This window comes from Microvirga sp. ACRRW (assembly GCF_022346925.1).
Taxonomy (GTDB): domain Bacteria; phylum Pseudomonadota; class Alphaproteobacteria; order Rhizobiales; family Beijerinckiaceae; genus Microvirga.
On sequence record NZ_JAKRNJ010000005.1, the window covers coordinates 136,315 to 161,294 of the forward strand.

A 24,980-nucleotide genomic window follows, 5' to 3' on the forward strand; every position below is an offset into this window, starting at 1 on the left:
CTCTGGGAGGCTTAGAGTCCCGCCAGCGGAAACACCGCCGCGACGATAATGAGGACCACCGACGATACGAGGCTGGTCCAGATCGCCTTTTCTTGAAGCGCCGGAGCGGATGGCGCTCCCGGCTCGCTGCCGGCGACGACCTCTCCGGTCTCCACCTGACTGCGGATCCCGAAGGGCAGAATGGCGAAAAGCAGGATCCACCAGATCACGAAGTACAGGGCTATCCCGCCCGACACGCGCAGGCCGAACCCGGAGACGACAATGGCGACGGCAATGGCGGAGATGACAGCCACCGCAGCAAGGGTGGACCAAAGCGAGGCCGACAGGGCTTTTACAAATCTTATCAACAGCATGTACTCAGGCTTGTTCGAGTTCGATGAGGGTTCCGTTGAAATCCTTCGGATGCAGGAAAAGCACCGGCTTTCCGTGGGCTCCGATCTTCGGCTCGCCTGAGCCGAGAACTCTGGCCCCGGAATTAACAAGGCGGTCCCGTGCGGCAAGAATATCGTCCACCTCGTAGCAGACATGGTGGATGCCGCCGTCCGGGTTTTTCTCCAGGAATTTGGCGATGGGCGAATCCACGCCGAGAGGCTCCAGAAGCTCGATCTTGGTGTTCGGCAGAGTAATAAACACCACAGTCACACCGTGTTCTTCCAGCGCATCAGGCTCGGATACCTGAGCTCCGAGAGTGCCCCGATAGAGAGCCGAAGCCGCTGCGATGTCGCGGACGGCGATGGCGACGTGGTTCAGGCGACCGAGCATGCTGGCTCCCTCTTCGAACATTCTTCCTTTGGGCGCATGATTTTCTGCGAAAAACCGGGGTCCTCTTTTTCGCATCATGCTCCATGCCGTCTTATACCTCGATCACGAGGACATGGCAGGCGGGCTTCTTGCCCCATTCCTGATTGACCGCAGCGCGCACGGCGCGATGGATGGCCTGCTCCACCGCCTCGGAATCGCGGCGCTTGGCCTTGGACAGACCATCGAGGGTATCGGCCACTGTATCTGCGATGATGTCCGTAAGGTCGCGGTTCTGCCGGTTTTTCTCAGGGAGCCCCATGGCATCCACCACCGGATCTCCTGCGATCTCGCCGCGATCATCGAGGGCAATCGCCACCGTCACGATGCCGGCAAATGCCAGCTTGCGCCGCTCCGGCAAGGCGCGCTCGCCTGCGGGAATGACGATATTGCCGTCCTTGTAGAGGCGGCCTGCGGGAACAGTGTCGACGATCTCGGCCTTGCCGGGGGCAAGACGCACCATGGTGCCATTCTTGGCGCGCACCACCTCCGGAACGCCCTGCTGACGCGCGAACTTGGCATGCTCGGCAAGATGCAGCGGCTCGCCATGGGCCGGAATGGCGATGCGCGGCTTCGTCCACTCGTACATTTTGGCGAGTTCGCCACGACGTGGGTGGCCTGAAACGTGGACGAGCTCCGTGCGGTCGGTGATGACCTCGACGCCCTGCTCGATCAGGCTGTTGATGATGGAGCCGACCGCCTTCTCGTTGCCGGGAATAGCGCGAGACGAAAAGATCACGCGGTCGCCTGCGGTGAGCGCAATGTCGGGATGCTCGTCAGCCGCGACGCGCGCGAGGGCCGCACGCGGCTCACCCTGCGAGCCGGTGAGAACAGCGACGACCTTGTCGCGCGGCATATAGCCGAAGTTCTCGACGGAGCGGAACTCCGGCAGCCCGTCGAGATAGCCGCATTCCTTCGCCACTTCCGTGACGCGATCCATGGCGCGGCCGACAACGACAACCTCGCGTCCGCATTCGCGTGCGGCTTCCGCGACCGAGCGGATGCGCGCGACGTTGGAGGCGAAGGTGGTGATCGCCACACGATGCGGCGCATCCTTGATGAGCGCCGCGAGGTTCTTCGCCACATCCGCCTCGCTCGGGCTCTCGCCCTCGCGCACCACATTGGTGGAATCGCAGATCAGGGCAAGCACGCCCTCCTCGCCCAGCTTGCGGAAGGATTCTTCCGAGGTCAGGCTGCCGAGATAGGGCGTCGGATCGAGCTTCCAGTCGCCCGTATGCACGACCAAGCCTTGCGGCGTGCGGATGGCGAGCGCGTTCGATTCCGGAATCGAGTGGGCGACCGGTACGTACTCGATGTCGAAGTTGCCGAGCTTCAGGCGCTGGCCGGGAGCGATCTCGTTAAGCTCGATCTTCGGTGCGTTGGCTTCCGAGAGACGGCGGGTTTCGAGAAGGCCGATGGCGAACTTGGTGGCATAAACCGGCGCGCGCAGGCGCGGCCACATCTCGACCAGCGCGCCGATGTGGTCCTCGTGCGCGTGAGTGATGAAGATGCCGAGCAGGTTGTGCCGCTCTTCCTCGATGAAGCGCAGATCGGGATAGACGAGATCGATGCCGGGCAGCTGCTCCTCGCTGCCGAAGCCCATGCCGCAATCGACGAGAATCCATTGCCGATCGCTCTCCGGCCCGAAGCCGTAGAGCGCGGCATTCATGCCGATTTCGCCGAGCCCGCCGAGGGGCAGAAAGACCAGTTCGTCCTGGGAGGATGCCATGCTTGATAGAAACCCTGTCGTGCCAGCGCTAAGGCTTGGCTATATCGTGCAGTAAATTGGGAAAATAAAGGTCGCCCGCGTCGATCTGTTCCACGCCTATCGTGGTTTTCAGTTGCAGGCGGCCGAACTTATCGAGTCCTTCGAAGATGCCGCGCTTTTCACCGGATGGAAGACGAAGCGTCACCTCCTGTCCGACACCCGCAGCGCGCTCCAGCCAGAGCCTACGGATCGGCCCGAACGGGTCGGTGGTGTTCATGCGCGCCGCATTGCGCCAGGCCGAGAAGGTTTGGGCGAAGCTCGCAGATAGAGCGCGGAACATATCCTCGCGCGTCAGACTGGATTTGACGCTTTGCAGAGCGAGAGCCGGGTAAGGCGTTCCGGTCGGCGCGAAAGCGACGTTCACGCCCATACCGATGACGATGGCGAGTGGGCCGTTGTTCCCGAGCCTATGACCCTCGAGGAGAAGGCCGGAGACCTTCGCACCGTCGAGCAGAAGATCGTTCGGCCATTTGAGCGACAGACGCGGCGCGCCGACACCCGTGACCGCTTCCACCGCCTCATGCAGGGCAAGACCCGTCACGAAGCCGAGCTGCGGGGCGTGCTGCACCTCGCAAGGGTCGATCAACAGAAGGCTGGCGTAGAGATTGCCTTGGGGCGACGACCATTGGCGGCCATGCCGTCCCCTGCCCGCTCGTTGCTCCCCCGCCACGATCCAGAGCTGGCCCGGATCGCCGGAGCGAGCCGCCTGAAGAACGTCGTCGTTGGTGGATTCCGTCGCCTCGAGCGAGATAAGCCGGTAGCCGGCCATCTCGGCTTCGGGCGACAGTTTCACCATCAGAACAGGGAGCGCGCGGCGGCACCTGCGGCAGAAACCAGCGGAGCCGGAACGATGCCGAAGAGCACCACGAAGATACTGGAGACGGCCAGCACGAACTTCACGCCGATGGGCATGGAGTCGTAGGCGGCACCCGGCTCATCGAAATACATCACCTTCACGATGCGAAGATAATAGTAGGCACCCACGACGCTGGTGACCACGCCGATGATGGCGAGCGCCACGAGGTTGGCGTTGATGGCGGCGTTGAACACGGCGAACTTGGCGAAGAAGCCTGCCAGCGGCGGAATGCCCGCGAGCGAGAACATCATCATCGCAAGGCAGAAAGCCAGAACCGGATGCGTGCGGGCAAGGCCCGACAGGTCCTCGACATTCTCGTACATCACTTTGCCGCGGCGCAGGCCGAGGATGACGGCGAAGGAGCCGAGCGTCATGGCGAGATAGATCGCCATGTAGACGATGACGCCCTGCACACCCTCGACCGTGCCGGTGGCAAGGCCGATCAGCGCATAGCCGACGTTGCCGATGGAGGAATAGGCCATCAGACGCTTGATGTTGCGCTGGCCGATGGCGGCAAACGAACCCAGCGCCATGGAAGCGATGGAGATGAAGACGATGATCTGCTGCCACTGGCCGACGATGTTCGGGAAAGCGTCGATGAACACGCGGGTCGCCATGGCCATGCCGGCCATCTTGGGAGCTGCGGCGAAGAAGGCCGTGACCGGGGTCGGCGAGCCTTCGTAGACGTCCGGCGTCCACATATGGAACGGCACGGCGGAGATCTTGAAGGCGATGCCTGCGGCGACGAACACCACGCCGACGATGGCGCCGACGCCCACCTGCCCCTGCAGAATGCCTGCAATCGCCGGGAAGGACACGTTGCCGGTGAAGCCATAGACCAGCGAAGCGCCGTAGAGCAGCATGCCCGAGGAGAGCGAGCCCAGGACAAAATACTTCAGGCCTGCTTCCGTCGAGCGGACATTGTCGCGGTCGAAAGCGGCGATCACGTAGGACGCGAGGCTGAGAAGCTCAAGGCCGAGATAGAGGGCAATCAGGTCGTTGGCCGAGATCACCATCATCATGCCGAGGGTCGAGAGCACGATGAGGATCGGGTACTCGAAGCGGCTGATGCCTTCGCGGCGCATGTAATCCATGGAGAGGATGACGCCGCCAGCCGAGGCGAGAAGGGTCAGCATCTTCATGAACTTGGCAAAGCCGTCGATCACGAAGGAACCGCTCATGGTCTCCACGCGCTCGCCCGGCAGCATGAGCACGGCCACAAAGGCGACGGCGAGAAGAGCAAGGGCGATGAAGTTCATGCCTTCGCCTGAGCGCTCGCCGCGGATCGCGCCGAACAGGACTAGGACGAGAGCGCCCGCCGCCAGGATGATCTCCGGCAGCACGGGAGCAAAGTTGGGAATGGTGAGGACGGGATTCATCATGACCTCAGTGTGCTGCCACAGCAGCCGTTTTCACGGTGGAAAGCGCGGCCTGGACGTTCTGCATGAGCGCATCCGTCGGCACGGCGAAAGCGTCGAGGATCGGGCCGGGCTGCACGCCGTAATAGATGATCAGCAGGATGAGCGGCGCGAAGGTGATGATCTCGCGGCGGTTCAGATCCGTGATCGTCTGGAGCGCTGGCTTGTCGAGCTCTCCATAAACTACGCGGCGATAGAGCCAGAGCGCATAGGCAGCTGAGAGGATCACGCCGGAGGTTGCGAAGAACGCCACCCAAGTGTTGGAGCGGAATGCACCCATTAGCGTCAGGAACTCGCCGATGAAGCCCGAGGTGCCGGGAAGCGCCACATTGGCCATGGTGAGGATCAGGAACACTACCGCGTACATGGGCATGCGGTTCACGAGGCCGCCATAGGCCTTGATCTCACGGGTATGCATCCGGTCGTAGATCACGCCGACGCAGAGGAAGAGCGCGCCGGAGATGAGACCGTGGGAGATCATGGTGAACATCGCGCCCTGGATGCCCTGCTCGTTCATGCTGAACAGGCCCATGGTCACGAAGCCCATATGCGCTACCGATGAATAGGCGATGAGCTTCTTGATGTCCTCCTGCATCAGCGCGACCAGCGAGGTGTAGACGATCGCGATGACGGACAGGGCGAACACGAAGGCCGAGAAGTACACAGAGGCTTCCGGGAACATCGGCAGCGACACTCGGATGAAGCCGTAGCCGCCCATCTTCAGCAGAACGCCTGCCAGGATGACCGAACCCGCCGTGGGAGCTTCCACGTGCGCGTCGGGCAGCCAGGTATGGACCGGCCACATAGGCATCTTCACCGCGAACGACGCGAAGAAGGCAAGCCACAGCCAGAGCTGCAAGTTGTATGGGAACTTGAACGCGAGCAGCGTCGGGATGTCCGTGGTGCCGGCCTGCCAGTACATGGCCATGATGGCGAGCAGCATCAGCACCGAGCCGAGCAGCGTGTAGAGGAAGAACTTGAAGCTGGCGTAGATGCGGCGCTTGCCGCCCCAGATGCCGATGATGAGGAACATCGGAATGAGGCCTGCCTCAAAGAACAGGTAGAAGAGCACGAGATCAAGCGCGCAGAACACGCCGATCATGGTGGTCTCGAGGACAAGGAAGGCGACGTAGTATTCCTTCACCCGGTGCCCGATGGAATCCCATGAGGCCAGGATGCAGAACGGCATCAGGAACGTGGTGAGCAGGATGAGCGGGATGGAGAAGCCGTCGACGCCGAGCTTGAACTTAATGGTTTCCGCAAGCCAGGGGTGAACTTCCACCAGCTGGAACGAAGCCGATGCCGTATCGAAGCGGTTCCAGGCCACGAGCGAGAGCACGAAGGTCGCAAGCGTGGTGGCGAGTGCCGCCCAACGTGCGTTGGAGCGGGTCGCATCGCTGTCGCCACGGAGCGTCAGGATGAAGGCCGCGCCGACGAGCGGCAGGATGAGAAGGCCGGAGAGGATGCCGAAGCCGAACATTAGTGGGCTCCCCTGAAGAGATAGAAGGTCACGAGAGCCGCAACGCCGATGAGCATCGCGAAGGCGTAGTGATAGACGTAGCCGGATTGCAGTCGCACAGCGCCGCGCGTCACGTCGAGCACGCGGGCGGAGATGCCGTCAGGCCCGAGCCCGTCGATGATCTTCTGGTCGCCAGTGCGCCAGAAGAAGCGGCCGATGGCCATGGCGGGACGCACGAAGATCGCATCGTACAGCTCGTCGAAATACCACTTGTTGAGCAGGAAGCGGTACAGGATCGGGTGATCCGCAGCGATCCGTGCCGGCTGCTTGGAGTCGACGATGTACATATAATAGGCGAGCACGAAGCCGAGAGCCATCATAACTGTCGGCAGGAACGGCACCCAGCCCGGGATGTGATGCATCTCTTCGAGGATGTGGTTGTCCGGACGGGTGTAGATGGCTCCCTTCCAGAACTCCTGATAGCCCTCGCCGATGAAGGCACCGTGGAAGACGAAGCCGGCAACCACCGCGCCGATGGCGAGCACGATGAGCGGCAGCACCATCACCAGCGGGCTCTCATGGGGGGTATGGTCCCCATGGTGGCCATGCTCGTGATCCGCATGGGTCGCGGGCTCCACATCGTGGCTGTGAGCATCATGCTCGGCGCCCTCGTGGGTGCCGTGGGCATGATGGTGGTCGGCATGCGACCAGCGCGCGCCGCCCTCGAACGTCATGAAGAACAGACGCCAGGAATAGAACGAGGTCATGAAGGCCGCGATCACGGTCGCCAGGAAGGCGAACTGACCGGCAGCGCTGTGCGAAGCGTAGGCCGCCTCGATGATCGCGTCCTTGGAGTAGTAGCCTGCGGTGAACGGGAAGCCGGTGAGCGCGAGGGTACCGATCGCCATCATCGCCGTGGTGAGCGGGATGTAGCGGCGAAGGTTGCCCATGTAGCGCATGTCCTGCTCGTGGTGCATGGCATGGATGACCGAGCCTGCGCCCAAGAAAAGCAGAGCCTTGAAGAAGGCGTGCGTGAAGAGGTGGAACACACCGGCGCCATAAGCGCCGACGCCGAGCGCGACGAACATGTAGCCGAGCTGCGAGCAGGTCGAATACGCGATCACGCGCTTGATGTCGTTCTGCACGAGGCCGACGGTGGCCGCGAAGAAGGCCGTGACGCCGCCGATGACGGTGACGACGGTGAGAGCGGCAGGCGCGTATTCGAAGATCGGCGACAGGCGCGCGACCATGAACACGCCTGCGGTCACCATGGTGGCGGCGTGGATGAGCGCGGAAACCGGGGTCGGGCCTTCCATCGCGTCCGGCAGCCAGGTGTGCAGCAGGAACTGCGCCGACTTGCCCATGGCGCCCATGAAGAGCAGCAGGCCGGCAATCGTCAGGGCATGCCACTCGATGCCGAGGAAGTGGAACTTGGCATTGGCGAATTCAGGCACGCGCGGGAAGATGGCGTCGAAAGTAACGCCATTGAACAGCACGAAGACCGTGAAGATGCCGAGAAGGAAGCCGAAATCGCCGACGCGGTTGACGATGAAGGCCTTCATGGCCGCAGCATTGGCCGAGTCCTTCTTGTACCAGAAGCCAATGAGCAGGTAGCTCGCCAGACCCACGCCTTCCCAGCCGAAGAACATCTGGACCAGGTTGTCCGCCGTCACCAGCATGAGCATGGCGAAGGTAAAGAGCGAGAGATAGGCGAAGAAGCGCGAGCGGTGCGGATCCTCGTGCATGTAGCCGATGGAATAAAGGTGCACGAGCGCCGACACGGTGTTGACCACCACCAGCATCATGGCGGTGAGCGTGTCGATGCGGAACGCCCAGTCGACCTGCAGATCGCCGACTGACATCCACTGGGCCACCTGAACCCGGGTCGCACCATCGCCGAAGCCGACGCTGATGAAAGACACCCAGGAGAGAACTGCCGCTACGAAGAGCAGCCCGGTCGTGATGAGCTCGCTGGGCCTCGCGCCGAGAACACGGCCAAAAATCCCTGCGATGAGGAAGCCGACGAGCGGCAGGAAAACGATTGCGTGATACATTTCCGTTTACTTCGCCTTTAGGGCTTAGCCCCTCATCGTATTGATGTCTTCAACCGCGATGGAGCCGCGGTTGCGGAAGAAGACCACCAGAATGGCAAGGCCGATGGCCGCCTCCGCCGCCGCGACCGTAAGGATCAGCAGAGCGAAGACCTGGCCGACGATATCGCCGAGATGGGTCGAGAAGGCCACCATGTTGATGTTCACCGAGAGCAGGATCAGCTCGATGGACATCAGGATGACGATGACGTTCTTCCGGTTTATGAAGATTCCGAAGACGCCGAGCGTGAAGAGCACGGCGGCGACGGTGAGATAATGGCCCAGTCCGATAACCATCGCGTGTCTCCTTAAATGCCCTGGCGGGAGGGAACCTTCCGCAGCTCGACGGCGGTTTCCTGCGTGCGGGCGTTCTGCTTCGTGATGTCCTGGCGCTTCACGCCGACGCGCTCGCGCAGCGTCAGCACGATGGCGCCGATCATGGCCACCAGCAGGATCAGGCCTGCCGCCTGGAAGAAGTAGAAATAGCGGGTGTAGAGCACGTGGCCGAGGGCCTCGGTGTTGGTCATCACGTCAGCGGCCGGGATCGGAACCGCGGGCGAGCGCACGAGGCCCGGATCGATCACATAGGCGCTCACGACGAAAATGAGCTCAATCAGAAGCACGATGCCGATCAGGCCGCCGATGGGCAAGTATTGCAGGAAGCCCTGGCGCAAAGCCGCGAAATCCACGTCGAGCATCATGACGACGAAGAGGAATAGCACCGCGACCGCGCCCACATAGACGATGATCAGGATCATCGCGAGGAACTCGGCTCCCATCATCAGGAACAGGCCCGCCGCGTTGACGAAGGCCAGGATGAGGAACAGCACCGACTGCACAGGATTGCGCGAGGCGATGACCATGAAACCCGACGCGATCGTGATCGTCGCGAACAGATAGAAGAAGGCGGCGGTAACCGTCATGCTCAAACACAAGCCGCCCCGAGAGCGGCCCCTTCCGACGTGACCCCGGCGATTCCGGTGGCCTGTCTATAAAATCCCGATCCGACGGGAACAACCCGCCGGACATGCTTGCCCCCTGCCCTTGCCGGGCAGGACGCGGTTTTTACCGATAAGGCGCGGTCTTCGCGAGGTTGCGCGCGATTTCCCGCTCCCAGCGCTCGCCGTTATCGAGCAGCTTGGCCTTGTCGTAGTAGAGCTCCTCGCGGGTCTCCACGGAGAATTCCAGGTTCGGGCCTTCCACGATGGCGTCCACCGGGCAGGCTTCCTGGCACATGCCGCAATAGATGCACTTCACCATGTCGATGTCGTAGCGCGTCGTGCGGCGGGTGCCGTCGTTGCGGCGCGGACCGGCCTCGATCGTGATGGCCTGAGCCGGGCAGATCGCCTCGCAGAGCTTGCAGGCGATGCAGCGTTCTTCCCCGTTGGGGTAGCGGCGCAGGGCATGCTCGCCACGGAAGCGAGGTCCGCGGTGGCCCATCTCGAACGGGTAGTTGAGCGTGGCCTTCGGCTTGAAGAAGTATTTCATGGTGAGCGCGAAGCCGACCACGAATTCCCGAAGCAGAAGAGAGTTGAGGAATTGACCGATCTTCATGTCGATCTCCTTAGCGCATGCCCGGCGCATTGCCGGTCGCCATCAGCACGCCTGCCACGATGACCACCATGGCGAGCGACAGCGGAAGGAAGACCTTCCAGCCAAGGCGCATGAGCTGATCGTAGCGGTAACGCGGCACCAGGGCTTTCACCATGGCGATGAGGAAGAAGAGGAAGCTCGCCTTCAGCACGAACCAGATCACGCCCGGAACCCAGGTGAAGGGCGCGAACGGGATCGGGGACAGCCAGCCGCCGAGGAACAGGATCGTGCCGAGCGCGCACATGGTCATGATGGCCACGTATTCGCCGAGCATGAACAGCAGGTACGGAGTGGAGGAATATTCCACCATGTAGCCGGCGACGAGTTCCGATTCAGCTTCCGGCAGATCGAAGGGTGGGCGGTTCGTCTCGGCCATGGCCGAGATGAAGAAAACCACGAACATCGGGAACAGCGGCAGCCAGTACCAGCCGAGGATGCCGAGGCTTGAGTTCTGTGCCTCCACGATCTTCGAAAGGTTCAGCGTGCCTGCGCACATGAGCACCGTCACGATGACGAAGCCGATGGAGACCTCGTAGGACACCATCTGCGCCGCTGAGCGGAGCGCGCCGAGGAACGGATACTTTGAGTTCGAAGCCCAGCCGCCCATGAGAACGCCGTAAACGCCGAGCGACGAGATCGCGAAGATGTAGAGAATGCCCACATTGATGTCGGCGATTGCCCAGCCGGCATTGAGCGGAATGACCGCCCAAGCCGCAAGCGAGAGCGTGCACATCACCAGCGGCGCCAGCAGGAACATGCCCTTGTTGGAAGGAGCCGGAATGATCGGCTCCTTCAGCACGAACTTCAGCAGATCCGCGAAGGATTGCAGCAGGCCCCAGGGGCCGACCACGTTCGGGCCGCGACGCAGCTGAACCGCCGCCCAAACCTTACGGTCGGCGTAAAGCGCGTAGGCGATGAAGATGAGAAGCGCGACGAGCATGAGCAGGCTCTTGCCCAGCATGATCGCGACGGCGAGGAGGATATCTCCCAATTCCATGGTTCTCTCTCCTCTCTTACTCGGCCGCTTCGAGCTTCAGCTCACGGGCGAGCGCGGAGCACTCGGCCATGACGCCGGAGGCGCGGGCGATCGGGTTCGTCAGGTAGAAGTCATTGACCGGGCTCGTGAACGCCTCGCGACCGGGCGTACCGCCGAGACCGGCGAGCGCCTGCACAGCCGCAGCACCATCGGCAGGCTGCACCGTGTCAATGGCCGCGAAATGCGGATGAGCCGCATAGAGCTTGGCGCGTAGCGCGTTGAGCGAGTCGAACGGCAGGCGGTGGCCCAGCACCTCCGACAGCGCGCGCAGGATAGCCCAATCTTCACGGGCCTCGCCCGGAGCGAAGGCTGCGCGATTGGCGAGCTGCACCCGACCTTCCGTGTTCACGTAGGTGCCGGACTTTTCCGTATAGGCCGCAGCCGGCAGGATCACGTCGGCGCGGTGAGCGCCACGGTCGCCGTGAGTGCCCTGGTAGATCACGAAAGCGCCGGGAGCGATCTCGATCTCGTCCGCACCGAGGTTGAACAGAACCTCGACGCCGCCGGAAGCCATCTGCTGAGCGGTCAGGCCACCCTCGCCCGGCACAAGGCCGAGATCGAGCGCGCCGACGCGCGAGGCTGCCGTGTGCAGAACCGAGAAGCCGTTCCAGCCGTCCTTCACCGCGTTCACATCGCGAGCGAGCTTGGCCACAGCGGAGAGGATCGCAAGCCCATCCGGACGCGCGAGAGCGCCCTGCCCCACGATGATCAGCGGACGCTCGGCGCCCTTCAGCTTCTCGAGGAAGCTGTGGCGGCCGGAGGCCAGCTCGGCGAGCGTCTCCGCGCCAGCGCCGAGATATTCGCAAGGATAGGTCAGGTCCACATTCTCGCCGATCATCGCGATCGGCGGCGGGGCCACGCGCCAGCGCTTGCGGATGCGCACGTTGACGAGCGAGGCCTCGAAGCGCGGGTTGGAGCCCACGATCAGGATCGCGTCCGCATCCTCGATGCCGGGGATGGTGGTATTGAAGAGATAGGAGCCGCGTCCGTAAGCGGGCGACAGCGCCGTGCCGTCCTGACGGGCATCGACATTCGCCACGCCGAGGCTCTGCATAAGGAGCTTCAGGGCGAACATTTCTTCGACGGCAGCGAGATCGCCGACGATGGCGCCGATCTTCTTTGCGTCCGTGCCCTTCACCTTGGAGGCAATCGTGGAGAACGCCTCCTGCCAGGAAGCGGGACGCAGGCGGCCGTTTTCACGCACGAACGGACGATCGAGACGCTGCAGGCGCAGGCCGTCGACGATCTGGCGAGTCTTGTCGGTGATCCATTCCTCGTTCACCGCCTCGTTCACGCGCGGCAGGATGCGCATGACTTCGCGGCCACGGGAATCGACGCGGATCGAGGAGCCGACGGCATCCATCACGTCGACGGAATCGGTCTTGGTGAGCTCCCACGGGCGGAAGTGGAACGCCTCGGGCTTATGGGTGAGCGCGCCGACGGGGCAGAGATCCGCGATGTTGGCCTGCAGCTCGGAGCCGAGGGCCTTCTCGAGATAGCTCGTGATCTCCATGTCCTCGCCGCGCCAGATCGCGCCCATGTCCGGCACGCCCGCCACCTCGGCGGTGAAGCGCACGCAGCGGGTGCAGTGGATGCAGCGGTTCATGGAAGTCTTGACCAACGGGCCAAGATACTTGTCGGTCACCGCGCGCTTGTTCTCATGGTAGCGGCTGGTGTCGACGCCGTAGGCCATGGCCTGGTCCTGCAGGTCGCACTGGCCGCCCTGGTCGCAGATCGGGCAATCGAGCGGATGGTTGATGAGCAGGAACTCCATCACACCTTCGCGCGCCTTCTTCACGGTCGGCGACTTGGTGGAGATTTCCGGCGGCTCGCCGTTCGGGCCCGGACGGCAATCGCGCACGCCCCAAGCGCAGGATGCGACCGGCTTCGGCGCGCCCTTCACCTCGACGAGACACATGCGGCAATTGCCGGCGATCGACAGGCGCTCATGGTAACAGAAGCGCGGAACTTCCGCACCCGCAGCCTCGGCGGCCTGGAGCAGCGTGTATTCGGCGGGGACGTCGACTTCGACGCCATCAACGATGATTTTAGCCATCTCTATCTCACTCCGCCGCGATCATGACGGATTCTGAATGCGGGTTCGCCGCGTAGTCGTCGATCCGCTTCTCGATCTCATGACGGAAGTGGCGGATCAGACCCTGGACAGGCCAGGCCGCTGCGTCGCCGAGCGCGCAGATGGTGTGGCCTTCGATCTGGGTCGAGACTTCGAGCAGCATGTCGATCTCACGCTTCTGAGCGCGGCCCTCGGCCATGCGGTTCAGCACGCGCCACATCCAACCGGTGCCTTCACGGCACGGCGTGCACTGTCCGCAGCTCTCATGCTTGTAGAAATACGAGATGCGGGCGATGGCGCGGACGATATCGGTGGACTTGTCCATGACGATCACGGCGGCGGTGCCGAGACCCGAGCGCAGGTTGCGCAGGGTGTCGAAGTCCATTGGCGCGTCGATGATCTGGTCGGCGGGCACGCAAGGCACGGACGAGCCGCCGGGGATCACGGCGAGCAGGTTGTCCCAGCCGCCACGGATGCCGCCGCAATGAGTGTCGATCAGCTCGCGGAAGGTCAGGCCCATGGCCTCTTCCACGTTGCAGGGCTTGTTCACGTGGCCCGACACGCAGAAGAGCTTGGTGCCCACGTTGTTCGGACGGCCTATGCCCGAGAACCAGGACGCGCCGCGACGCAGGATCGTGCCTGCGACCGCAATCGACTCCACGTTGTTCACGGTGGTCGGGCAGCCGTAGAGGCCCATATTCGCCGGGAACGGGGGCTTCATGCGCGGCATGCCCTTCTTGCCCTCGAGGCTCTCAAGGAGAGCCGTCTCCTCGCCGCAGATGTAAGCGCCTGCGCCGTGGTGGACATAGAGGTCGAAGGGATAGCCGTGGACGTTGTTCTTGCCGATGAGACCGGCGGCGTAAGCCTCGTCCACCGCGCGCTGGAGCGCGTGCTTCTCAGCGATATACTCGCCGCGAATGTAGATGTAGGCCGCATGCGCGCCCATGGCGAAGGAGGCGATGAGACAGCCCTCGATGAGAAGATGCGGATCGTTCCGCATAATCTCGCGATCCTTACAGGTGCCCGGCTCGGACTCGTCTGCATTGACCACGAGGTAATGCGGACGGCCGTCCGACTGCTTCGGCATGAAGGACCATTTTAGGCCCGTCGGGAAGCCGGCGCCGCCACGGCCGCGAAGGCCAGAAGCCTTCATCTCGTCGATGACCCAGTCGCGGCCCTTTTCGAGCAGGAACTTGGTGCCGTCCCAAGCGCCGCGCATCTTCGCGGCCTGGAGGTCCGGCGAGTGGAGGCCGTAGAGGTTGGTGAAAATGCGATCTCTATCGTGAAGCATCTTAGGTCACCCCTCAGGACGTCTTGTTGTCTTTGTCGACGGTCACGCCCGGCTTGCTCTCGCTGCCGTTATGGCGCGTCTCGGCTTGAGCCGGAGGCGTACCAGCAATGGGCGTCGTGGGGCTTGTCGGAACCGCATCCTTGCCCGGCGTCGTCACGTAGGACTTGCCGCTCTGCGGAGCGGGCTTGGCCACGTCTTCCGTGCGAGCCTCGACCTTCGTTGCGCGGGAAGCGTCAGAGGCTTCTTTCTGGTCGACTGGCTTAACAGGTGCCTCGCCTTCCTTGGCGCGCTTGGCCGGCGTATCGGCCGCATTGCTCTCCTCGGGGCGTCCGGCGGCAGGCTTCGCAGCCTTCGCGGCTTCCGGGACCGATGCGGTCACGGCAGCAGCCTCGCCGGTGGCGGCAGGCTGGGCCTGCTCCTCGAAGCGCTTGCGCCATGCGCCGATCTGCGAGCCATCATAAAGCGACGGGTCCTGCAGTGTTTTGACGCCGTCCACAGGCTCGGAACTCTTGCGGCCGATCTGCGAACCTTTCTTTACCGGGCGGCCTGCGGCGAGATCGTCGAGAAGCTTCTCGAAGTTCTCCGTCGTCAGGTCTTCGTAATAATCGTCGTTGATCTGCACCATCGGGGCGTTGCAGCACGCTCCCAGGCACTCGACTTCGAGCCAGGAGAAATTGCCATCGGCGGTGACGTGGTTCTGCTCGCCGATGCGCTTCTCGAGCACCTTCTTGATGTCTCCCGCACCGCGCAGCACGCAAGGCGTCGTGCCGCAGAACTGGATGAAATATTTTCCAACCGGCTCAAGGTTGAACATCGTGTAGAAGGTCGCCACCTCCATCACGCGGATGTCGGGCATGTCGAGACGAGCGGCCACAGCCTCGATGGCCTTGCGCGGCAACCAGCCGCCGGCCTGCTCCTGCGCCTTCCACAAAAGCGGGATCACCGCCGAGGCCTGACGGCCGGGCGGGTACTTGGCAATCTGCTGCTCAGCAAAAGCTTCCGTCTCGGACGAGAACACGAAGCTCTCGGGCTGCATTTCTTCAGGCGCGAGCTTACGAACGGCCATTTTGACTCTTCTCCTCATCGTCATGGCCGGGCGAACCCGGCCATTCACGACTTGAACTCATTCATCACGCTTTTTCGTAAAGCGCGGTGCCGGACCCGAAATCGAGTCCGGATTATTCCTTACCGGTCCACTTCACCGAACACGATGTCGATGGCACCCAGGATGCCTGCGACGTCGGCCAGCATGTGGCCACGGCACATGAAATCCATGCCTTGAAGATGCGCAAAGCCCGGAGCGCGGATCTTGCAGCGATACGGCTTGTTGGTGCCGTCCGACACGAGATAGACGCCGAACTCGCCCTTCGGAGCCTCGACGGCGGCATAGACCTCGCCTGCAGGGACGTGGAAGCCTTCCGTATAGAGCTTGAAGTGATGGATCAGCGCTTCCATGGAGCGCTTCATGTCCTTGCGCGAGGGCGGAGCGACCTTGCCGTCGAGGGTCGAGACAGGGCCCTTCCCGTCCGGCGCACGAAGCTTGTCGAGGCACTGGCGCATGATGCGTACCGACTGGCGCATCTCTTCCATGCGGATAACCTGACGGTCGTAATTGTCGCCGTTCTTGCCCACGGGGATGTCGAATTCCATCTCCTCGTAGAGCGAATAAGGCTGCGACTTGCGCAAGTCCCAGGCCACGCCGCAACTGCGGACGATGGGGCCGGAGAAGCCCCACTTCCAGCAATCGTCGAGCGTGAGAATGCCGATATCGACGTTGCGCTGCTTGAAGATGCGGCTGCCCATGACGAGCGTGTCGAGATCGTCCAGAACCTTCAGAAACGGATCGCAGAACGCTTCGATGTCGTCGATCAGCTCGGGCTGGATGTCCATGTTCACGCCGCCCGGCCTGAAATAGTTGGCGTGCATGCGCGAGCCGGAGATGCGCTCGTAGAAGATCATCAGCTTCTCGCGCTCCTCGAAGCCCCAGAGAGGCGGCGTGAGCGCGCCGACGTCCATGGCCTGCGTGGTCACGTTGAGGAGGTGCGAAAGCAGACGCCCGATCTCGGAAAAGAGAACGCGGATCAGCTCGGCGCGGCGCGGAACCTCGATGCCGAGGAGCTTTTCCGTCGCCATGCAGAAGGCGTGTTCCTGGTTCATCGGCGCGACGTAGTCGAGCCGGTCGAAATAGGGATTGGCCTGAACGTAGGTCTTGTACTCGATCAGCTTCTCGGTGCCGCGATGGAGCAGGCCGATATGCGGATCGACGCGCTCGACGATCTCGCCGTCGAGCTCCAGCACGAGGCGCAGAACGCCGTGCGCCGCCGGGTGCTGCGGACCGAAGTTGATCGTGAAATTGCGGATATTATGCTCGCCCATGGGTCGCCCTTTCCGCCTTTATGCCTTGGCCTTCTCATCGCCGGGCAGCACGTAATCCGTGCCTTCCCAGGGAGAGAGGAAGTCGAAGTTGCGGAATTCCTGGTTGAGCTTCACCGGCTCGTAGACCACGCGGCCTTGGCCTTCGTCGTAACGAACCTCGACATAGCCGGTGAGCGGGAAGTCCTTGCGCAGCGGGTGCCCCTCGAAGCCGTAATCGGTGAGGATGCGGCGCAGGTCCGGATGGCCCGAGAACAGGATGCCGTAAAGGTCGTAAGCCTCGCGCTCGAACCAGTTGGCCGCCGGGAATTCGCCGACGAGCGAAGGAACCGGGGTCACCTCATCCGTCGCCACCTTCACGCGGATGCGCGTGTTCTTGTAGGGCGACAGCAGGTGATACACCACGTCGAAACGCTGCTCGCGGGCGGGATAATCCACGCCGCAGATATCGATGAAGCAGACGAAACGGCACTGCGGGTCGTCGCGCAGGAACGTGATCACCCGCACGATGTCCTCGCGGCGGGCGACAATCGTCAACTCGCCATAGGCGATGGCGCGATCCTCGATCGCCGCGCCGAGGGACGAGGCGATGTGGTCGCTCAGGGCTTGGAGCTCAGCACTCATCAGACAGACCTTTGCTCAGCGCTCGATGGTACCAGTACGGCGGATCTTCTTCTGGAGAAGCAGCACGCCGTAAAGGAGCGCCTCCGCGGTCGGGGGGCAGCCGGGAACGTAGATATCGACCGGCACGACGCGGTCGCAGCCACGAACCACCGAATAGGAATAGTGGTAATAGCCGCCGCCATTGGCGCAGGAGCCCATGGAGATGACGTAGCGCGGCTCCGGCATCTGGTCGTAGACCTTGCGGAGTGCGGGGGCCATCTTGTTGGTCAGCGTGCCGGCGACGATCATGACGTCGGACTGGCGCGGCGAGGCGCGGGGCGCGAAGCCGAAACGCTCGACGTCATAGCGCGGCATGGAGAGCTGCATCATTTCCACGGCGCAGCAGGCCAGGCCGAAGGTCATCCACATGAGCGAGCCGGTGCGTGCCCAGGTGATGAGATCCTCGGTCGAGGTGACGATGAAGCCCTTGTCGGACAGCTCGTCATTGATGGAGACGAAATAGGGATCGTTCGAACCAACCGGCTTGCCGGTATTGGGATCGAGGATGCCGCGTGGAGCGGGAGCCACCAAGGTGGACTGGTTGTCGGTGATCAATCCCATTCCAGGGCTCCCTTCTTCCACTCATAGACGAAGCCGACGGTCAGGACGCCGAGGAACAGCATCATCGAGAGAAAGCCGAACCAGCCCAGGTTCCCGAACACGATGGCCCAGGGGAACAGGAAGGCGACTTCCAGGTCGAAAATGATGAAAAGAATGGCGACCAGATAGAACCGCACGTCGAATTTCATGCGTGCATCGTCAAAAGCGTTGAACCCGCACTCGTAAGCGGACAGCTTCTCCGTATCGGGCTTGCTGTAGGCGACGATGAAAGGCGCCACGAGCAGGGCCACTCCGATCAGGAGCGACACGCCGATGAAGATCACGAGAGGCAGGTAGTCGGCGAGAAGATTCGTCATACGACACCCAGAAGGAACGGAGCGCGGCCGGAAAGGCCGGCGACATGCCACGCATTTAAGCCACAAAACCGCCCAAAGGGAGGCCCTGCGACAAACGGCGGTTTGTGGGGGTTGGCTTAACCGAGTTCCCCTCTCCTGACAAGGGTTTGAGGTGCCGTAAAAAGAACCATTCCAAACTAAGATGTGGCCTTTTCCGCCGCGTGGGTCGCCTTGCGGTTTGCCCGTCGTTCTGCCCGATTTGCGGCGTTTTCGGCCTTAGCCCTCGCTTCGCATTTATCGCGAATCTCGTCGAGTTCCTCCTGCGTCAGGTGCTCGATGCCGATGAACGAGTCTTGGGCGGCGCTAGCCCTGATCAGCTCGTCTAGCTTGGTTTGAATCGCGGCCCCGTCCCGGTTCTGGGTGTTCTGAATCAGAAACACCATCAGGAAGGTCACGATGGTGGTGCCGGTATTCACCACGAGCTGCCAAGTATCGGAAAATCCGAAGATCGGCCCGCTCACGGCCCATACGAGGATAACGCCGAGGCTGATAGCGAAAGCGACCGGGCGGCCAGTTGCATGTGCCACCCAGTTGGAGAAACTGGTAAAAAGATGCGCAACCATAGGCATAATCCTGCCTTGTGCTCTTCTCCGGCCGGCTTAGACCTTAAGTATCCGGAGTCTCTGGGAGAATGCGCAAAACCCTGAAAAGTGCCACGCTTTTGGCCCTTGGCAGGGATGCAGATACAGCAGAGCGACCGAAAGCGAGGCTTCTGGTTTGCTCTGCCTGAATTGTCTGGAGATTGCCTTCAGAGGAAATGGCGCGGGCGACGGGGCTCGAACCCGCGACCTCCGGCGTGACAGGCCGGCACTCTAACCGACTGAGCTACGCCCGCGCATCGGACCGCCGAAGCGGTGAGTGGGTGCGGTTTAAGGGCCGCCCTGTTCCCTGTCAAGCGCTCCCTGCAAGCATTTTTGAATGGATCGCAAAAACCTGCCGAAAGGCGCTCTCATGCGAATCCCACACGCATACCCTTTGGGAAAGAAAACCGCTTACTCGGTCGCCCCTGCTTCGACCGGAGCCTTCAAAGAGCGCAAAACCCGGTCGCATTCGAGAAGTTCATCCAGAGCCGATCTCAGTTTTTGCAGGGCGTCGTCCGAGAGGAGTGATTCAGAAGGCAGGATAACGGGGCCAGAGGCTTCGGGAACGATCAGTTCCTCATCTTCATCCGCGAAGGTTTCCTGGGACTCCGGCTGCGATGCTGCGGCGACACTCTCCTCGCCCCGGCCTACGGCCTGGACGAAGCGGAGCCCCTCCTCCTTGAGGATGCGCTGCACGCCTTTGATCGTATAGCCTTCGCCGTAGAGAAGGTGGCGGATCCCCTTCAGGAGATCTACGTCATCGGGGCGGTAATAGCGGCGCCCGCCCCCGCGCTTGAGCGGCTTGATATGATTGAAGCGAGTTTCCCAGAAACGCAGCACATGCTGCGGCAGGTCGAGATCCTCGGCCACCTCGCTGATGGTGCGGAACGCGTCGGGGCTTTTGTCCATCGCGCCGCCGGCCATGGGAGCTTAGTCCTCGCGCTCGACGACTTCGCCGTTGATATAGGCTTTCAGCACATTGGACGGCTTGAAGACCATGACCCGGCGCGGGTCAATCGGCACTTCGACACCGGTCTTCGGGTTGCGGCCGACGCGCTCGCCCTTGCTGCGCACAACAAATGAGCCGAAGGACGAGAGCTTGACGGTCTCGCCGGCGGCCAAGCTGTCGCAGATCTCGCCAAGGACACGCTCGACCAGGTCGGCCGATTCGGTCCGGGAAAGGCCCACCTTCTGATAGACGGCCTCGCTCAGATCAGCTCTCGTCACAGTTTTGCCAGCCATTGAGCTCCCCAAGCAGAATGAGTTCTTTGGTGTTTCAAGCGTTTAGAACGCTATGCAGATGGCTCCGTATGGTCAACCTTAGACTTGTCGTCAAGCGGTTACCATATAGGCTAGTTGGCCTATATTCCTACCAACGGATGAGCGCGCTGCCCCAGGTAAAGCCGCCGCCGATGGCCTCGATCATGACGAGATCACCGTCTTTGATGCGTCCATCCTTGCGGGCAACATCGAGCGCAAGCGGGATCGAGGCGGCTGAGGTATTGCCGTGCCTGTCAACGGTGATCACCACCTTCTCGGGTGCGATGCCGAGCTTGTCGGCGCTGGCCGTGATGATCCGCTTGTTGGCCTGATGGGGCACGAACCACTTCAGCTCTTCCGGCGTTGTGCCGCTGGCCGTGAAGGCGTCCTTCACCACGTCTGTGACCATGCCCACGGCGAACTTGAAGACTTCCTTGCCTTCCATCTTCAAGACGCCTGTGGTCTTGGTGGAGCCCGGGCCGCCATCGACATAGAGCTTGTCGCGGTAGCGACCGTCCGAGCGCAGCTGCGAGGTGAGAACGCCACGGTCGGCGGCAGTCCCCTCGCCTTCCTGTGCCTCTAGGACCAGCGCGCCGGCGCCGTCGCCGAAGAGCACGCAGGTGGTGCGGTCGTTCCAGTCGAGAATGCGCGAGAAGGTCTCGGCACCGATCACGAGGGCCCGCTTGTGCGAGCCGGACTGGAGAAATTTGTCGGCGGTCGCCACCGCATAGACGAAGCCGGTGCACACCGCCTGCAGGTCGAAAGCCGCGCCATGGGTGATGCCGAGGCCGTTCTGGATCATCGTGGCGGTGGACGGAAAAGTATGGTCCGGCGTCGAGGTGGCGCAGACAATGAGGTCGATGTCCTGGGCGGTCAGGCCCGCATCGGCGAGAGCGGCCTCAGCGGCCTTGATGCCCAGCACCGAAGTGGTCTCGCTGTCATCGGCAATGTGACGCTGCTCGATGCCGGTCCGCTGCACGATCCAATCGTGCGTGGTGTCCACGATCTTCTCGAGATCCTGGTTGGTCATCTTGCGCTTCGGCAGGTAGGAGCCGACGCCGCGCACAACGGAACGAATGCGTTTCAAGATAATACTTTCCTCAGGCCGAGTGCCCGACGGGATCATGCTCCAGCATGCCCCGGATCGTGTTCATCAATTCAAAATGCGCCATGTCGTAGGCCACGTCGATGGCGCTCGCGAAGCCTAAGTCGTCCGTGCCGCCGTGGCTTTTCACGACCACGCCTTCGAGGCCCAGGAAGAGACCGCCATTGACCTTTCGCGGGTCCATCTTGTCTCTGAGAGCGTTAAAAGCCTGTTTCGCGAACAGATAGCCGATCTTGGCCATCAGCGTACGGCTCATGGCGGAGCGCAGGTACTGGCCGATCTGCTTGGCCGTCCCCTCGGCGGTCTTCAGGGCGATGTTGCCCGTAAAACCCTCGGTCACGACCACGTCCACCGTTCCCTTGCCAATATCGTCGCCTTCCACAAAGCCGCGATATTCCAGGTAAGGAACGTTCATATCCTTGAGAATGCGGCCGGCTTCCTTGACCGCCTCGATTCCCTTGATTTCCTCCGTGCCGACATTGAGCAGGCCCACGGTCGGGCGTTCCAGGTCAAACACGATGCGCGCCATGGCGGCGCCCATGATCGCCATATCGACCAGATGCCCCGCGTCGGCGCCGATGGTCGCGCCCACATCGAGCACGATGCTCTCGCCCCGCATGGTGGGCCACATGGCCGCGATCGCCGGGCGCTCGATATGCGCCATCGTCTTCAGGCAGATCTTGGCGGTCGCCATGAGGGCGCCCGTGTTGCCGGCGGAAACGCAAGCATCGGCCTCCCCGTCGCGCACCGCCAGAACGGCCTTCCACATGGAGGACTTGCCACGGCCCATGCGGATCGCCTGACTGGGCTTCTCGTCCATGGCGATGGCCATGTCCGTATGGCGAAGCTCGGTCGCGGCCTTTAGCTTGGGGTGCGCATTCAGGAGCGGCGCGATCACCGCCTCGTTGCCGAACATGAGAAAGCGGATATCCGGATGCCGCTCAAGGGCCAGGGCCGCACCAGGGATCACGATCGACGGGCCATGGTCTCCCCCCATCGCATCGAGCGAAATACGCACTGGCTTCGACATAACCGGTTTTTCTTTCTTTCGGCGTGAACAGGGGGCGGAAAATACCGGTTTGCGGGTGTATCGCAACCGAATTCTATAGCCCCCTGCAAGGACTCACCAAGCCAGGAAAGCGCATCAAGTCCTTGCTTCAAACAACTCGGCTACTCACCCGTCTTGATCTTGCCGAGGGCCGCGAACGGCGAATCCTTCTCATCTTTGGGATCGCGATAGTCGAAATCCACGCCGGGCTTACGCGGGTACGGATCCAGGCCCAGAGCCAAGAACTCAGCCGTGAGCGCGCCAAGGTCGACCTGGCCGTTGCTGATCTCATCCGGCGGCTCGTATTCGTTGATATCGGTGGGAGGCTCGGCAGGCATTCCGGAAGGCTCCGCGAAATCCACCTCGACCTCCTCCTCAATGTCGGAATCGAACGAATCGAGGGTAACGACGCAGACCTGCGTGATGGAAGCCTTCACAACGCCCGTCACATGAATGCCCTTGGCGGAATTGGTGAGCTTGAAGTCTCCCGACAGGGCCTGGATGCTTGGCAGTCCGAAATCCTTTGCCAGGGCATTCCGCTCCTCGGTGCTCGTCTCCACACGAATTTCCTGCCCACGAGACGGAATATTCATGACGTCCACGAGGCGGGACAGGGGACCTACGGTTTCAGGGGTCATCGGTTTCCCTTCTCTGCAAAGGCCTCGGGCGCTGGGAAAGCGGGCCCGGATTCGAGTAATACGTCAAGCGCGACGGTCTGAAGACCCTTGTCCGCCGCCAGAGCATAACGCGCAAGCGCAGTGGCAGGTGCCTCTGCGCCCAGGGCATTCCGCCCCAGGGCCTCCGCCAGCTCGGCCTCGTTGGCGGCATTCAGGGCCGGGTCATAGGCATGGGCTCTGCCATAAAAGGACGCAGCCATCTTCTTCATGCGCTTGGGCACCACCGTATCGCCTACGCCCATTTCCCGTAAGGAGGCGTCCATGTCCCTGAAAAAGGCGTCCGTCAGGTCCTTGGCGACATCATCCGCAGGAGCCGGAAGCTCCCGTAACGCCCTTAAAGAAAGGACCATGTGGAGCGAAAGGGATTCAAAGCGCCCCTCCAGGCTGTCCGGAATGCCGAGTGCCGCATAAAGCCCCGGATTGCGGGAGGCGTTAGCGATTCTCGCATAGAGAGCCGCGATGGCCACGCGCCGGGGATCCTTGCGGAAGAGACTGAATATCACAGCCTTTTCCCTTCCAAGCTTGTCAAAACCGAAACCTCGGGTTACGCCATCACGATCCATAGGCGCAAGCACATCCGCGCCGCATTCCTGGAAGAACCGTACGATGCGTCGATATCATACCCTTTTGGTACGCTTGGCCACTGCGACTTTCCTGGCCGCCTCCGTTGCCGCCTGCACCATGGGCGAGGAGTTTGCCCGCGGATACCAGCTGGACGAGAATGCCGTGGCCCAGGTGAAGAATGGCATGGGCGCCGACAAGGTGCTCGAGACCCTCGGCACTCCCTCGACGGTGTCCACCGTCGGCAACCGGACCTGGTACTACATCAGCCAGCGCTCCCGCCGCACCCTCCAGTTCATGGGCGAGCAGGTGGTGGATCAGCGCGTGACCGCTGTCTATTTCGACAAGAACCTGCGCGTCGAGCGCGTGGGCCTCTACGGCATTCAGGACGGCAAGGTGTTCGACTTCATCAGCCGCACCACCCCGTCGGGCGGCGAGGAGACGAGCTTCCTCGGCCAGATCTTCAAGGGCGCCAACAACTTCAACCCCTTCGGTTCGTAAGATCAATCTTATCTCTCAATGGAAAAGGCCGGGTCACAAGCCCGGCCTTTTTCGTTGGATGCCCCTGACCTTTTACTGCGGATCAGGCTGGCTCGACGGCTGCTGCCATGACGAGGAAGCCCATGCATTGGCGGCCATGCTTGGCCTGCATGGCCTCGAAGGCGTTGGCTTCCTCGGCGAAGGGGTGCTGGCCGTTCGCGTCGGCATGATCTCTGAGGGTCTGGAAGTACGGCCCTTCATAGCCGTCCCATTCCTCCGCGCTACTCAGGTGCTCGTAGCGCACGGTAAAGCCGGCCCTCTCGACCTCCCGCACAAGCGCTTCTTGCGACATGAGCTCGCTCTCGTCCGCTCCCAGGAAGGCCAGGTATTCTGGATCGGGCTTGCTCGCCCATATGCCTTCACCGAGAAGCACGACGCCTCCAGGCTTCAGGTTGGCCCTTCCATAAGCCAGCACCTCGTACAGCGAGCCGATGGCGTGCGTCGCTCCTAGAAGCGCGATGGCATCAAACTTCTCGGATGCCATCCATTCACGTCCATCGGCGACGATCATTTGCAGACGATCCGAAACGCCATCCCTCCTGGCTAGCACTTCGCCCTGAGCGGCGAGAACCGGGTTGCGCTCAATGCAGACAGCAGATGCGGCAGGATCCTTCTTCAAGAGATGGCGGGCCAAGGCAGCCTTCCCGCATCCCATATCCAACATGCGTGCTCGCGCCGGGATCTGCGCGATGAGTCCGCTGAGCGTTTTCTCGGACATGGGCGACATCAAGTCGATGGATGCGTGCCCGATGACAGTGCGCTGCTCGCGAGCCGAGATCGACGCCAGGGCCTCTGCTGCGAAAGGATCGGTATAAGTCACGGTCTTGCCTGTC

27 protein-coding genes and 1 tRNA gene are annotated in these 24,980 nt (G+C 62.2%); 1 reads left to right on the plus strand and 27 read right to left on the minus strand.

All coding sequences use genetic code 11. The annotated features are described in order from the left end of the window. Positions 1–11: 11 nt before the first annotated feature. The 26 genes from MHY87_RS13455 to MHY87_RS13580 all read right to left on the minus strand — a co-directional run bounded on the left by MHY87_RS13455 (position 12) and on the right by MHY87_RS13580 (position 23,549). Positions 12–353 (minus strand): DUF1467 family protein, encoded by a 342-nt coding sequence (locus tag MHY87_RS13455; protein ID WP_239352436.1) that lies wholly within the window; start codon positions 351–353, stop codon positions 12–14. A 4-nt stretch (positions 354–357) separates the two neighbouring features. Beyond that, positions 358–762 carry a methylmalonyl-CoA epimerase gene (gene mce / locus MHY87_RS13460; RefSeq protein WP_239352437.1) on the minus strand — a complete coding sequence of 135 codons (405 nt, stop codon included), beginning with the start codon at positions 760–762 and terminating at the stop codon, positions 358–360. Positions 763–853: 91 nt separating this feature from the next. Beyond that, the gene (locus MHY87_RS13465) at positions 854–2,527 is read right to left on the minus strand and encodes a ribonuclease J (protein ID WP_239352439.1); all 1,674 of its coding nucleotides are present in this window, start codon (positions 2,525–2,527) and stop codon (positions 854–856) included. Positions 2,528–2,555: 28 nt separating this feature from the next. Further along, entirely contained in the window at positions 2,556–3,362 is an 807-nt protein-coding gene (locus tag MHY87_RS13470; RefSeq protein ID WP_239352441.1) for a biotin--[acetyl-CoA-carboxylase] ligase, read from the minus strand. Beyond that, the gene (gene nuoN / locus MHY87_RS13475) at positions 3,362–4,801 is read right to left on the minus strand and encodes an NADH-quinone oxidoreductase subunit NuoN (RefSeq protein ID WP_239352726.1); all 1,440 of its coding nucleotides are present in this window, start codon (positions 4,799–4,801) and stop codon (positions 3,362–3,364) included. Before nuoN ends, MHY87_RS13470 begins: the two co-directional genes overlap by 1 nt. 7 nt (positions 4,802–4,808) lie before the next feature. Continuing rightward, positions 4,809–6,320, minus strand: coding sequence for an NADH-quinone oxidoreductase subunit M (locus tag MHY87_RS13480; protein WP_239352443.1), 1,512 nt, complete (start codon positions 6,318–6,320; stop codon positions 4,809–4,811). Next, positions 6,320–8,353: an NADH-quinone oxidoreductase subunit L gene (nuoL, locus tag MHY87_RS13485; RefSeq protein ID WP_239352445.1), complete on the minus strand. Its 2,034-nt coding sequence runs from the start codon at positions 8,351–8,353 to the stop codon at positions 6,320–6,322. The genes MHY87_RS13480 and nuoL overlap by 1 nt, the downstream gene beginning before the upstream one ends. A 24-nt stretch (positions 8,354–8,377) precedes the next feature. After that, the gene (gene nuoK, locus MHY87_RS13490) at positions 8,378–8,686 is read right to left on the minus strand and encodes an NADH-quinone oxidoreductase subunit NuoK (protein ID WP_239352447.1); all 309 of its coding nucleotides are present in this window, start codon (positions 8,684–8,686) and stop codon (positions 8,378–8,380) included. Positions 8,687–8,697: 11 nt separating this feature from the next. Continuing rightward, positions 8,698–9,312, minus strand: coding sequence for an NADH-quinone oxidoreductase subunit J (locus MHY87_RS13495; RefSeq protein ID WP_239352449.1), 615 nt, complete (start codon positions 9,310–9,312; stop codon positions 8,698–8,700). A gap of 142 nt (positions 9,313–9,454) precedes the next feature. Next, positions 9,455–9,943 carry an NADH-quinone oxidoreductase subunit NuoI gene (nuoI, locus tag MHY87_RS13500; RefSeq protein WP_239352450.1) on the minus strand — a complete coding sequence of 163 codons (489 nt, stop codon included), beginning with the start codon at positions 9,941–9,943 and terminating at the stop codon, positions 9,455–9,457. Positions 9,944–9,953: 10 nt separating this feature from the next. Continuing rightward, entirely contained in the window at positions 9,954–10,979 is a 1,026-nt protein-coding gene (gene nuoH, locus MHY87_RS13505; protein WP_239352451.1) for an NADH-quinone oxidoreductase subunit NuoH, read from the minus strand. Between the two features lie 16 nt (positions 10,980–10,995). After that, positions 10,996–13,074 (minus strand): NADH-quinone oxidoreductase subunit NuoG, encoded by a 2,079-nt coding sequence (nuoG, locus tag MHY87_RS13510; protein ID WP_239352452.1) that lies wholly within the window; start codon positions 13,072–13,074, stop codon positions 10,996–10,998. Positions 13,075–13,081: 7 nt separating this feature from the next. Continuing rightward, positions 13,082–14,383 (minus strand): NADH-quinone oxidoreductase subunit NuoF, encoded by a 1,302-nt coding sequence (gene nuoF, locus MHY87_RS13515; protein ID WP_239352453.1) that lies wholly within the window; start codon positions 14,381–14,383, stop codon positions 13,082–13,084. 13 nt (positions 14,384–14,396) lie between these two features. Continuing rightward, the gene (gene nuoE, locus MHY87_RS13520) at positions 14,397–15,449 is read right to left on the minus strand and encodes an NADH-quinone oxidoreductase subunit NuoE (RefSeq protein ID WP_239352454.1); all 1,053 of its coding nucleotides are present in this window, start codon (positions 15,447–15,449) and stop codon (positions 14,397–14,399) included. Positions 15,450–15,568: 119 nt separating this feature from the next. Continuing rightward, on the minus strand, positions 15,569–16,759 hold the full coding sequence (locus MHY87_RS13525; protein ID WP_239352455.1) for an NADH-quinone oxidoreductase subunit D: 1,191 nt from the start codon (positions 16,757–16,759) through the stop codon (positions 15,569–15,571). An 18-nt stretch (positions 16,760–16,777) separates the two neighbouring features. Then, positions 16,778–17,380, minus strand: a complete 603-nt coding sequence (locus MHY87_RS13530) for an NADH-quinone oxidoreductase subunit C (protein WP_239352456.1) — start codon at positions 17,378–17,380, stop codon at positions 16,778–16,780. Between the two features lie 15 nt (positions 17,381–17,395). Next, positions 17,396–17,980, minus strand: coding sequence for an NADH-quinone oxidoreductase subunit B family protein (locus tag MHY87_RS13535; RefSeq protein WP_239352457.1), 585 nt, complete (start codon positions 17,978–17,980; stop codon positions 17,396–17,398). Further along, positions 17,971–18,336: an NADH-quinone oxidoreductase subunit A gene (locus tag MHY87_RS13540; RefSeq protein ID WP_134499569.1), complete on the minus strand. Its 366-nt coding sequence runs from the start codon at positions 18,334–18,336 to the stop codon at positions 17,971–17,973. The genes MHY87_RS13535 and MHY87_RS13540 overlap by 10 nt, the downstream gene beginning before the upstream one ends. Before the next feature lie 176 nt (positions 18,337–18,512). Beyond that, complete coding sequence (locus MHY87_RS13545; RefSeq protein WP_370644932.1) at positions 18,513–18,938, minus strand: low affinity iron permease family protein; 426 nt, start codon at positions 18,936–18,938, stop codon at positions 18,513–18,515. Positions 18,939–19,133: 195 nt separating this feature from the next. After that, a tRNA-Asp gene (locus MHY87_RS13550) sits at positions 19,134–19,210 on the minus strand. A 157-nt stretch (positions 19,211–19,367) separates the two neighbouring features. Further along, entirely contained in the window at positions 19,368–19,865 is a 498-nt protein-coding gene (locus MHY87_RS13555; protein WP_239352727.1) for a MerR family transcriptional regulator, read from the minus strand. 21 nt (positions 19,866–19,886) lie between these two features. Next, positions 19,887–20,198, minus strand: coding sequence for an integration host factor subunit alpha (locus MHY87_RS13560; protein WP_239352461.1), 312 nt, complete (start codon positions 20,196–20,198; stop codon positions 19,887–19,889). A gap of 127 nt (positions 20,199–20,325) precedes the next feature. Further along, positions 20,326–21,303, minus strand: a complete 978-nt coding sequence (locus MHY87_RS13565) for a beta-ketoacyl-ACP synthase III (protein ID WP_239352463.1) — start codon at positions 21,301–21,303, stop codon at positions 20,326–20,328. 13 nt (positions 21,304–21,316) lie between these two features. Then, positions 21,317–22,351 (minus strand): phosphate acyltransferase PlsX, encoded by a 1,035-nt coding sequence (gene plsX / locus MHY87_RS13570; RefSeq protein ID WP_239352465.1) that lies wholly within the window; start codon positions 22,349–22,351, stop codon positions 21,317–21,319. A gap of 140 nt (positions 22,352–22,491) precedes the next feature. Next, positions 22,492–23,007: a DUF177 domain-containing protein gene (locus MHY87_RS13575; RefSeq protein WP_239352467.1), complete on the minus strand. Its 516-nt coding sequence runs from the start codon at positions 23,005–23,007 to the stop codon at positions 22,492–22,494. Beyond that, on the minus strand, positions 23,004–23,549 hold the full coding sequence (locus MHY87_RS13580; RefSeq protein WP_239352469.1) for a ubiquinol-cytochrome C chaperone family protein: 546 nt from the start codon (positions 23,547–23,549) through the stop codon (positions 23,004–23,006). The genes MHY87_RS13575 and MHY87_RS13580 overlap by 4 nt, the downstream gene beginning before the upstream one ends. Positions 23,550–23,652: 103 nt before the next feature. Here MHY87_RS13580 and MHY87_RS13585 point away from each other — a divergent pair, with 103 nt between their 5' ends. Beyond that, entirely contained in the window at positions 23,653–24,108 is a 456-nt protein-coding gene (locus tag MHY87_RS13585) for an outer membrane protein assembly factor BamE (RefSeq protein WP_239352471.1), read from the plus strand. A gap of 82 nt (positions 24,109–24,190) precedes the next feature. On the opposite strand, the gene MHY87_RS13590 is transcribed toward MHY87_RS13585, so the two are convergent. Further along, positions 24,191–24,967 carry a methyltransferase domain-containing protein gene (locus tag MHY87_RS13590; protein WP_239352473.1) on the minus strand — a complete coding sequence of 259 codons (777 nt, stop codon included), beginning with the start codon at positions 24,965–24,967 and terminating at the stop codon, positions 24,191–24,193. Positions 24,968–24,980: the final 13 nt, after the last annotated feature.

Coding starts and splice junctions, on each gene's coding strand:
- MHY87_RS13455 (WP_239352436.1), bottom strand. CDS start 353: ATGCTGTTGATAAGATTTGTAAAAGCCCTGTCGGCCTCGCTTTGGTCC.
- mce (WP_239352437.1), bottom strand. CDS start 762: ATGCTCGGTCGCCTGAACCACGTCGCCATCGCCGTCCGCGACATCGCA.
- MHY87_RS13465 (WP_239352439.1), bottom strand. CDS start 2,527: ATGGCATCCTCCCAGGACGAACTGGTCTTTCTGCCCCTCGGCGGGCTC.
- MHY87_RS13470 (WP_239352441.1), bottom strand. CDS start 3,362: ATGGTGAAACTGTCGCCCGAAGCCGAGATGGCCGGCTACCGGCTTATC.
- nuoN (WP_239352726.1), bottom strand. CDS start 4,801: ATGAATCCCGTCCTCACCATTCCCAACTTTGCTCCCGTGCTGCCGGAG.
- MHY87_RS13480 (WP_239352443.1), bottom strand. CDS start 6,320: ATGTTCGGCTTCGGCATCCTCTCCGGCCTTCTCATCCTGCCGCTCGTC.
- nuoL (WP_239352445.1), bottom strand. CDS start 8,353: ATGTATCACGCAATCGTTTTCCTGCCGCTCGTCGGCTTCCTCATCGCA.
- nuoK (WP_239352447.1), bottom strand. CDS start 8,686: ATGGTTATCGGACTGGGCCATTATCTCACCGTCGCCGCCGTGCTCTTC.
- MHY87_RS13495 (WP_239352449.1), bottom strand. CDS start 9,312: ATGACGGTTACCGCCGCCTTCTTCTATCTGTTCGCGACGATCACGATC.
- nuoI (WP_239352450.1), bottom strand. CDS start 9,943: ATGAAGATCGGTCAATTCCTCAACTCTCTTCTGCTTCGGGAATTCGTG.
- nuoH (WP_239352451.1), bottom strand. CDS start 10,979: ATGGAATTGGGAGATATCCTCCTCGCCGTCGCGATCATGCTGGGCAAG.
- nuoG (WP_239352452.1), bottom strand. CDS start 13,074: ATGGCTAAAATCATCGTTGATGGCGTCGAAGTCGACGTCCCCGCCGAA.
- nuoF (WP_239352453.1), bottom strand. CDS start 14,383: ATGCTTCACGATAGAGATCGCATTTTCACCAACCTCTACGGCCTCCAC.
- nuoE (WP_239352454.1), bottom strand. CDS start 15,449: ATGGCCGTTCGTAAGCTCGCGCCTGAAGAAATGCAGCCCGAGAGCTTC.
- MHY87_RS13525 (WP_239352455.1), bottom strand. CDS start 16,759: ATGGGCGAGCATAATATCCGCAATTTCACGATCAACTTCGGTCCGCAG.
- MHY87_RS13530 (WP_239352456.1), bottom strand. CDS start 17,380: ATGAGTGCTGAGCTCCAAGCCCTGAGCGACCACATCGCCTCGTCCCTC.
- MHY87_RS13535 (WP_239352457.1), bottom strand. CDS start 17,980: ATGGGATTGATCACCGACAACCAGTCCACCTTGGTGGCTCCCGCTCCA.
- MHY87_RS13540 (WP_134499569.1), bottom strand. CDS start 18,336: ATGACGAATCTTCTCGCCGACTACCTGCCTCTCGTGATCTTCATCGGC.
- MHY87_RS13545 (WP_370644932.1), bottom strand. CDS start 18,938: ATGGTTGCGCATCTTTTTACCAGTTTCTCCAACTGGGTGGCACATGCA.
- MHY87_RS13555 (WP_239352727.1), bottom strand. CDS start 19,865: ATGGACAAAAGCCCCGACGCGTTCCGCACCATCAGCGAGGTGGCCGAG.
- MHY87_RS13560 (WP_239352461.1), bottom strand. CDS start 20,198: ATGGCTGGCAAAACTGTGACGAGAGCTGATCTGAGCGAGGCCGTCTAT.
- plsX (WP_239352465.1), bottom strand. CDS start 22,351: ATGTCGAAGCCAGTGCGTATTTCGCTCGATGCGATGGGGGGAGACCAT.
- MHY87_RS13575 (WP_239352467.1), bottom strand. CDS start 23,007: ATGACCCCTGAAACCGTAGGTCCCCTGTCCCGCCTCGTGGACGTCATG.
- MHY87_RS13585 (WP_239352471.1), top strand. CDS start 23,653: ATGCGTCGATATCATACCCTTTTGGTACGCTTGGCCACTGCGACTTTC.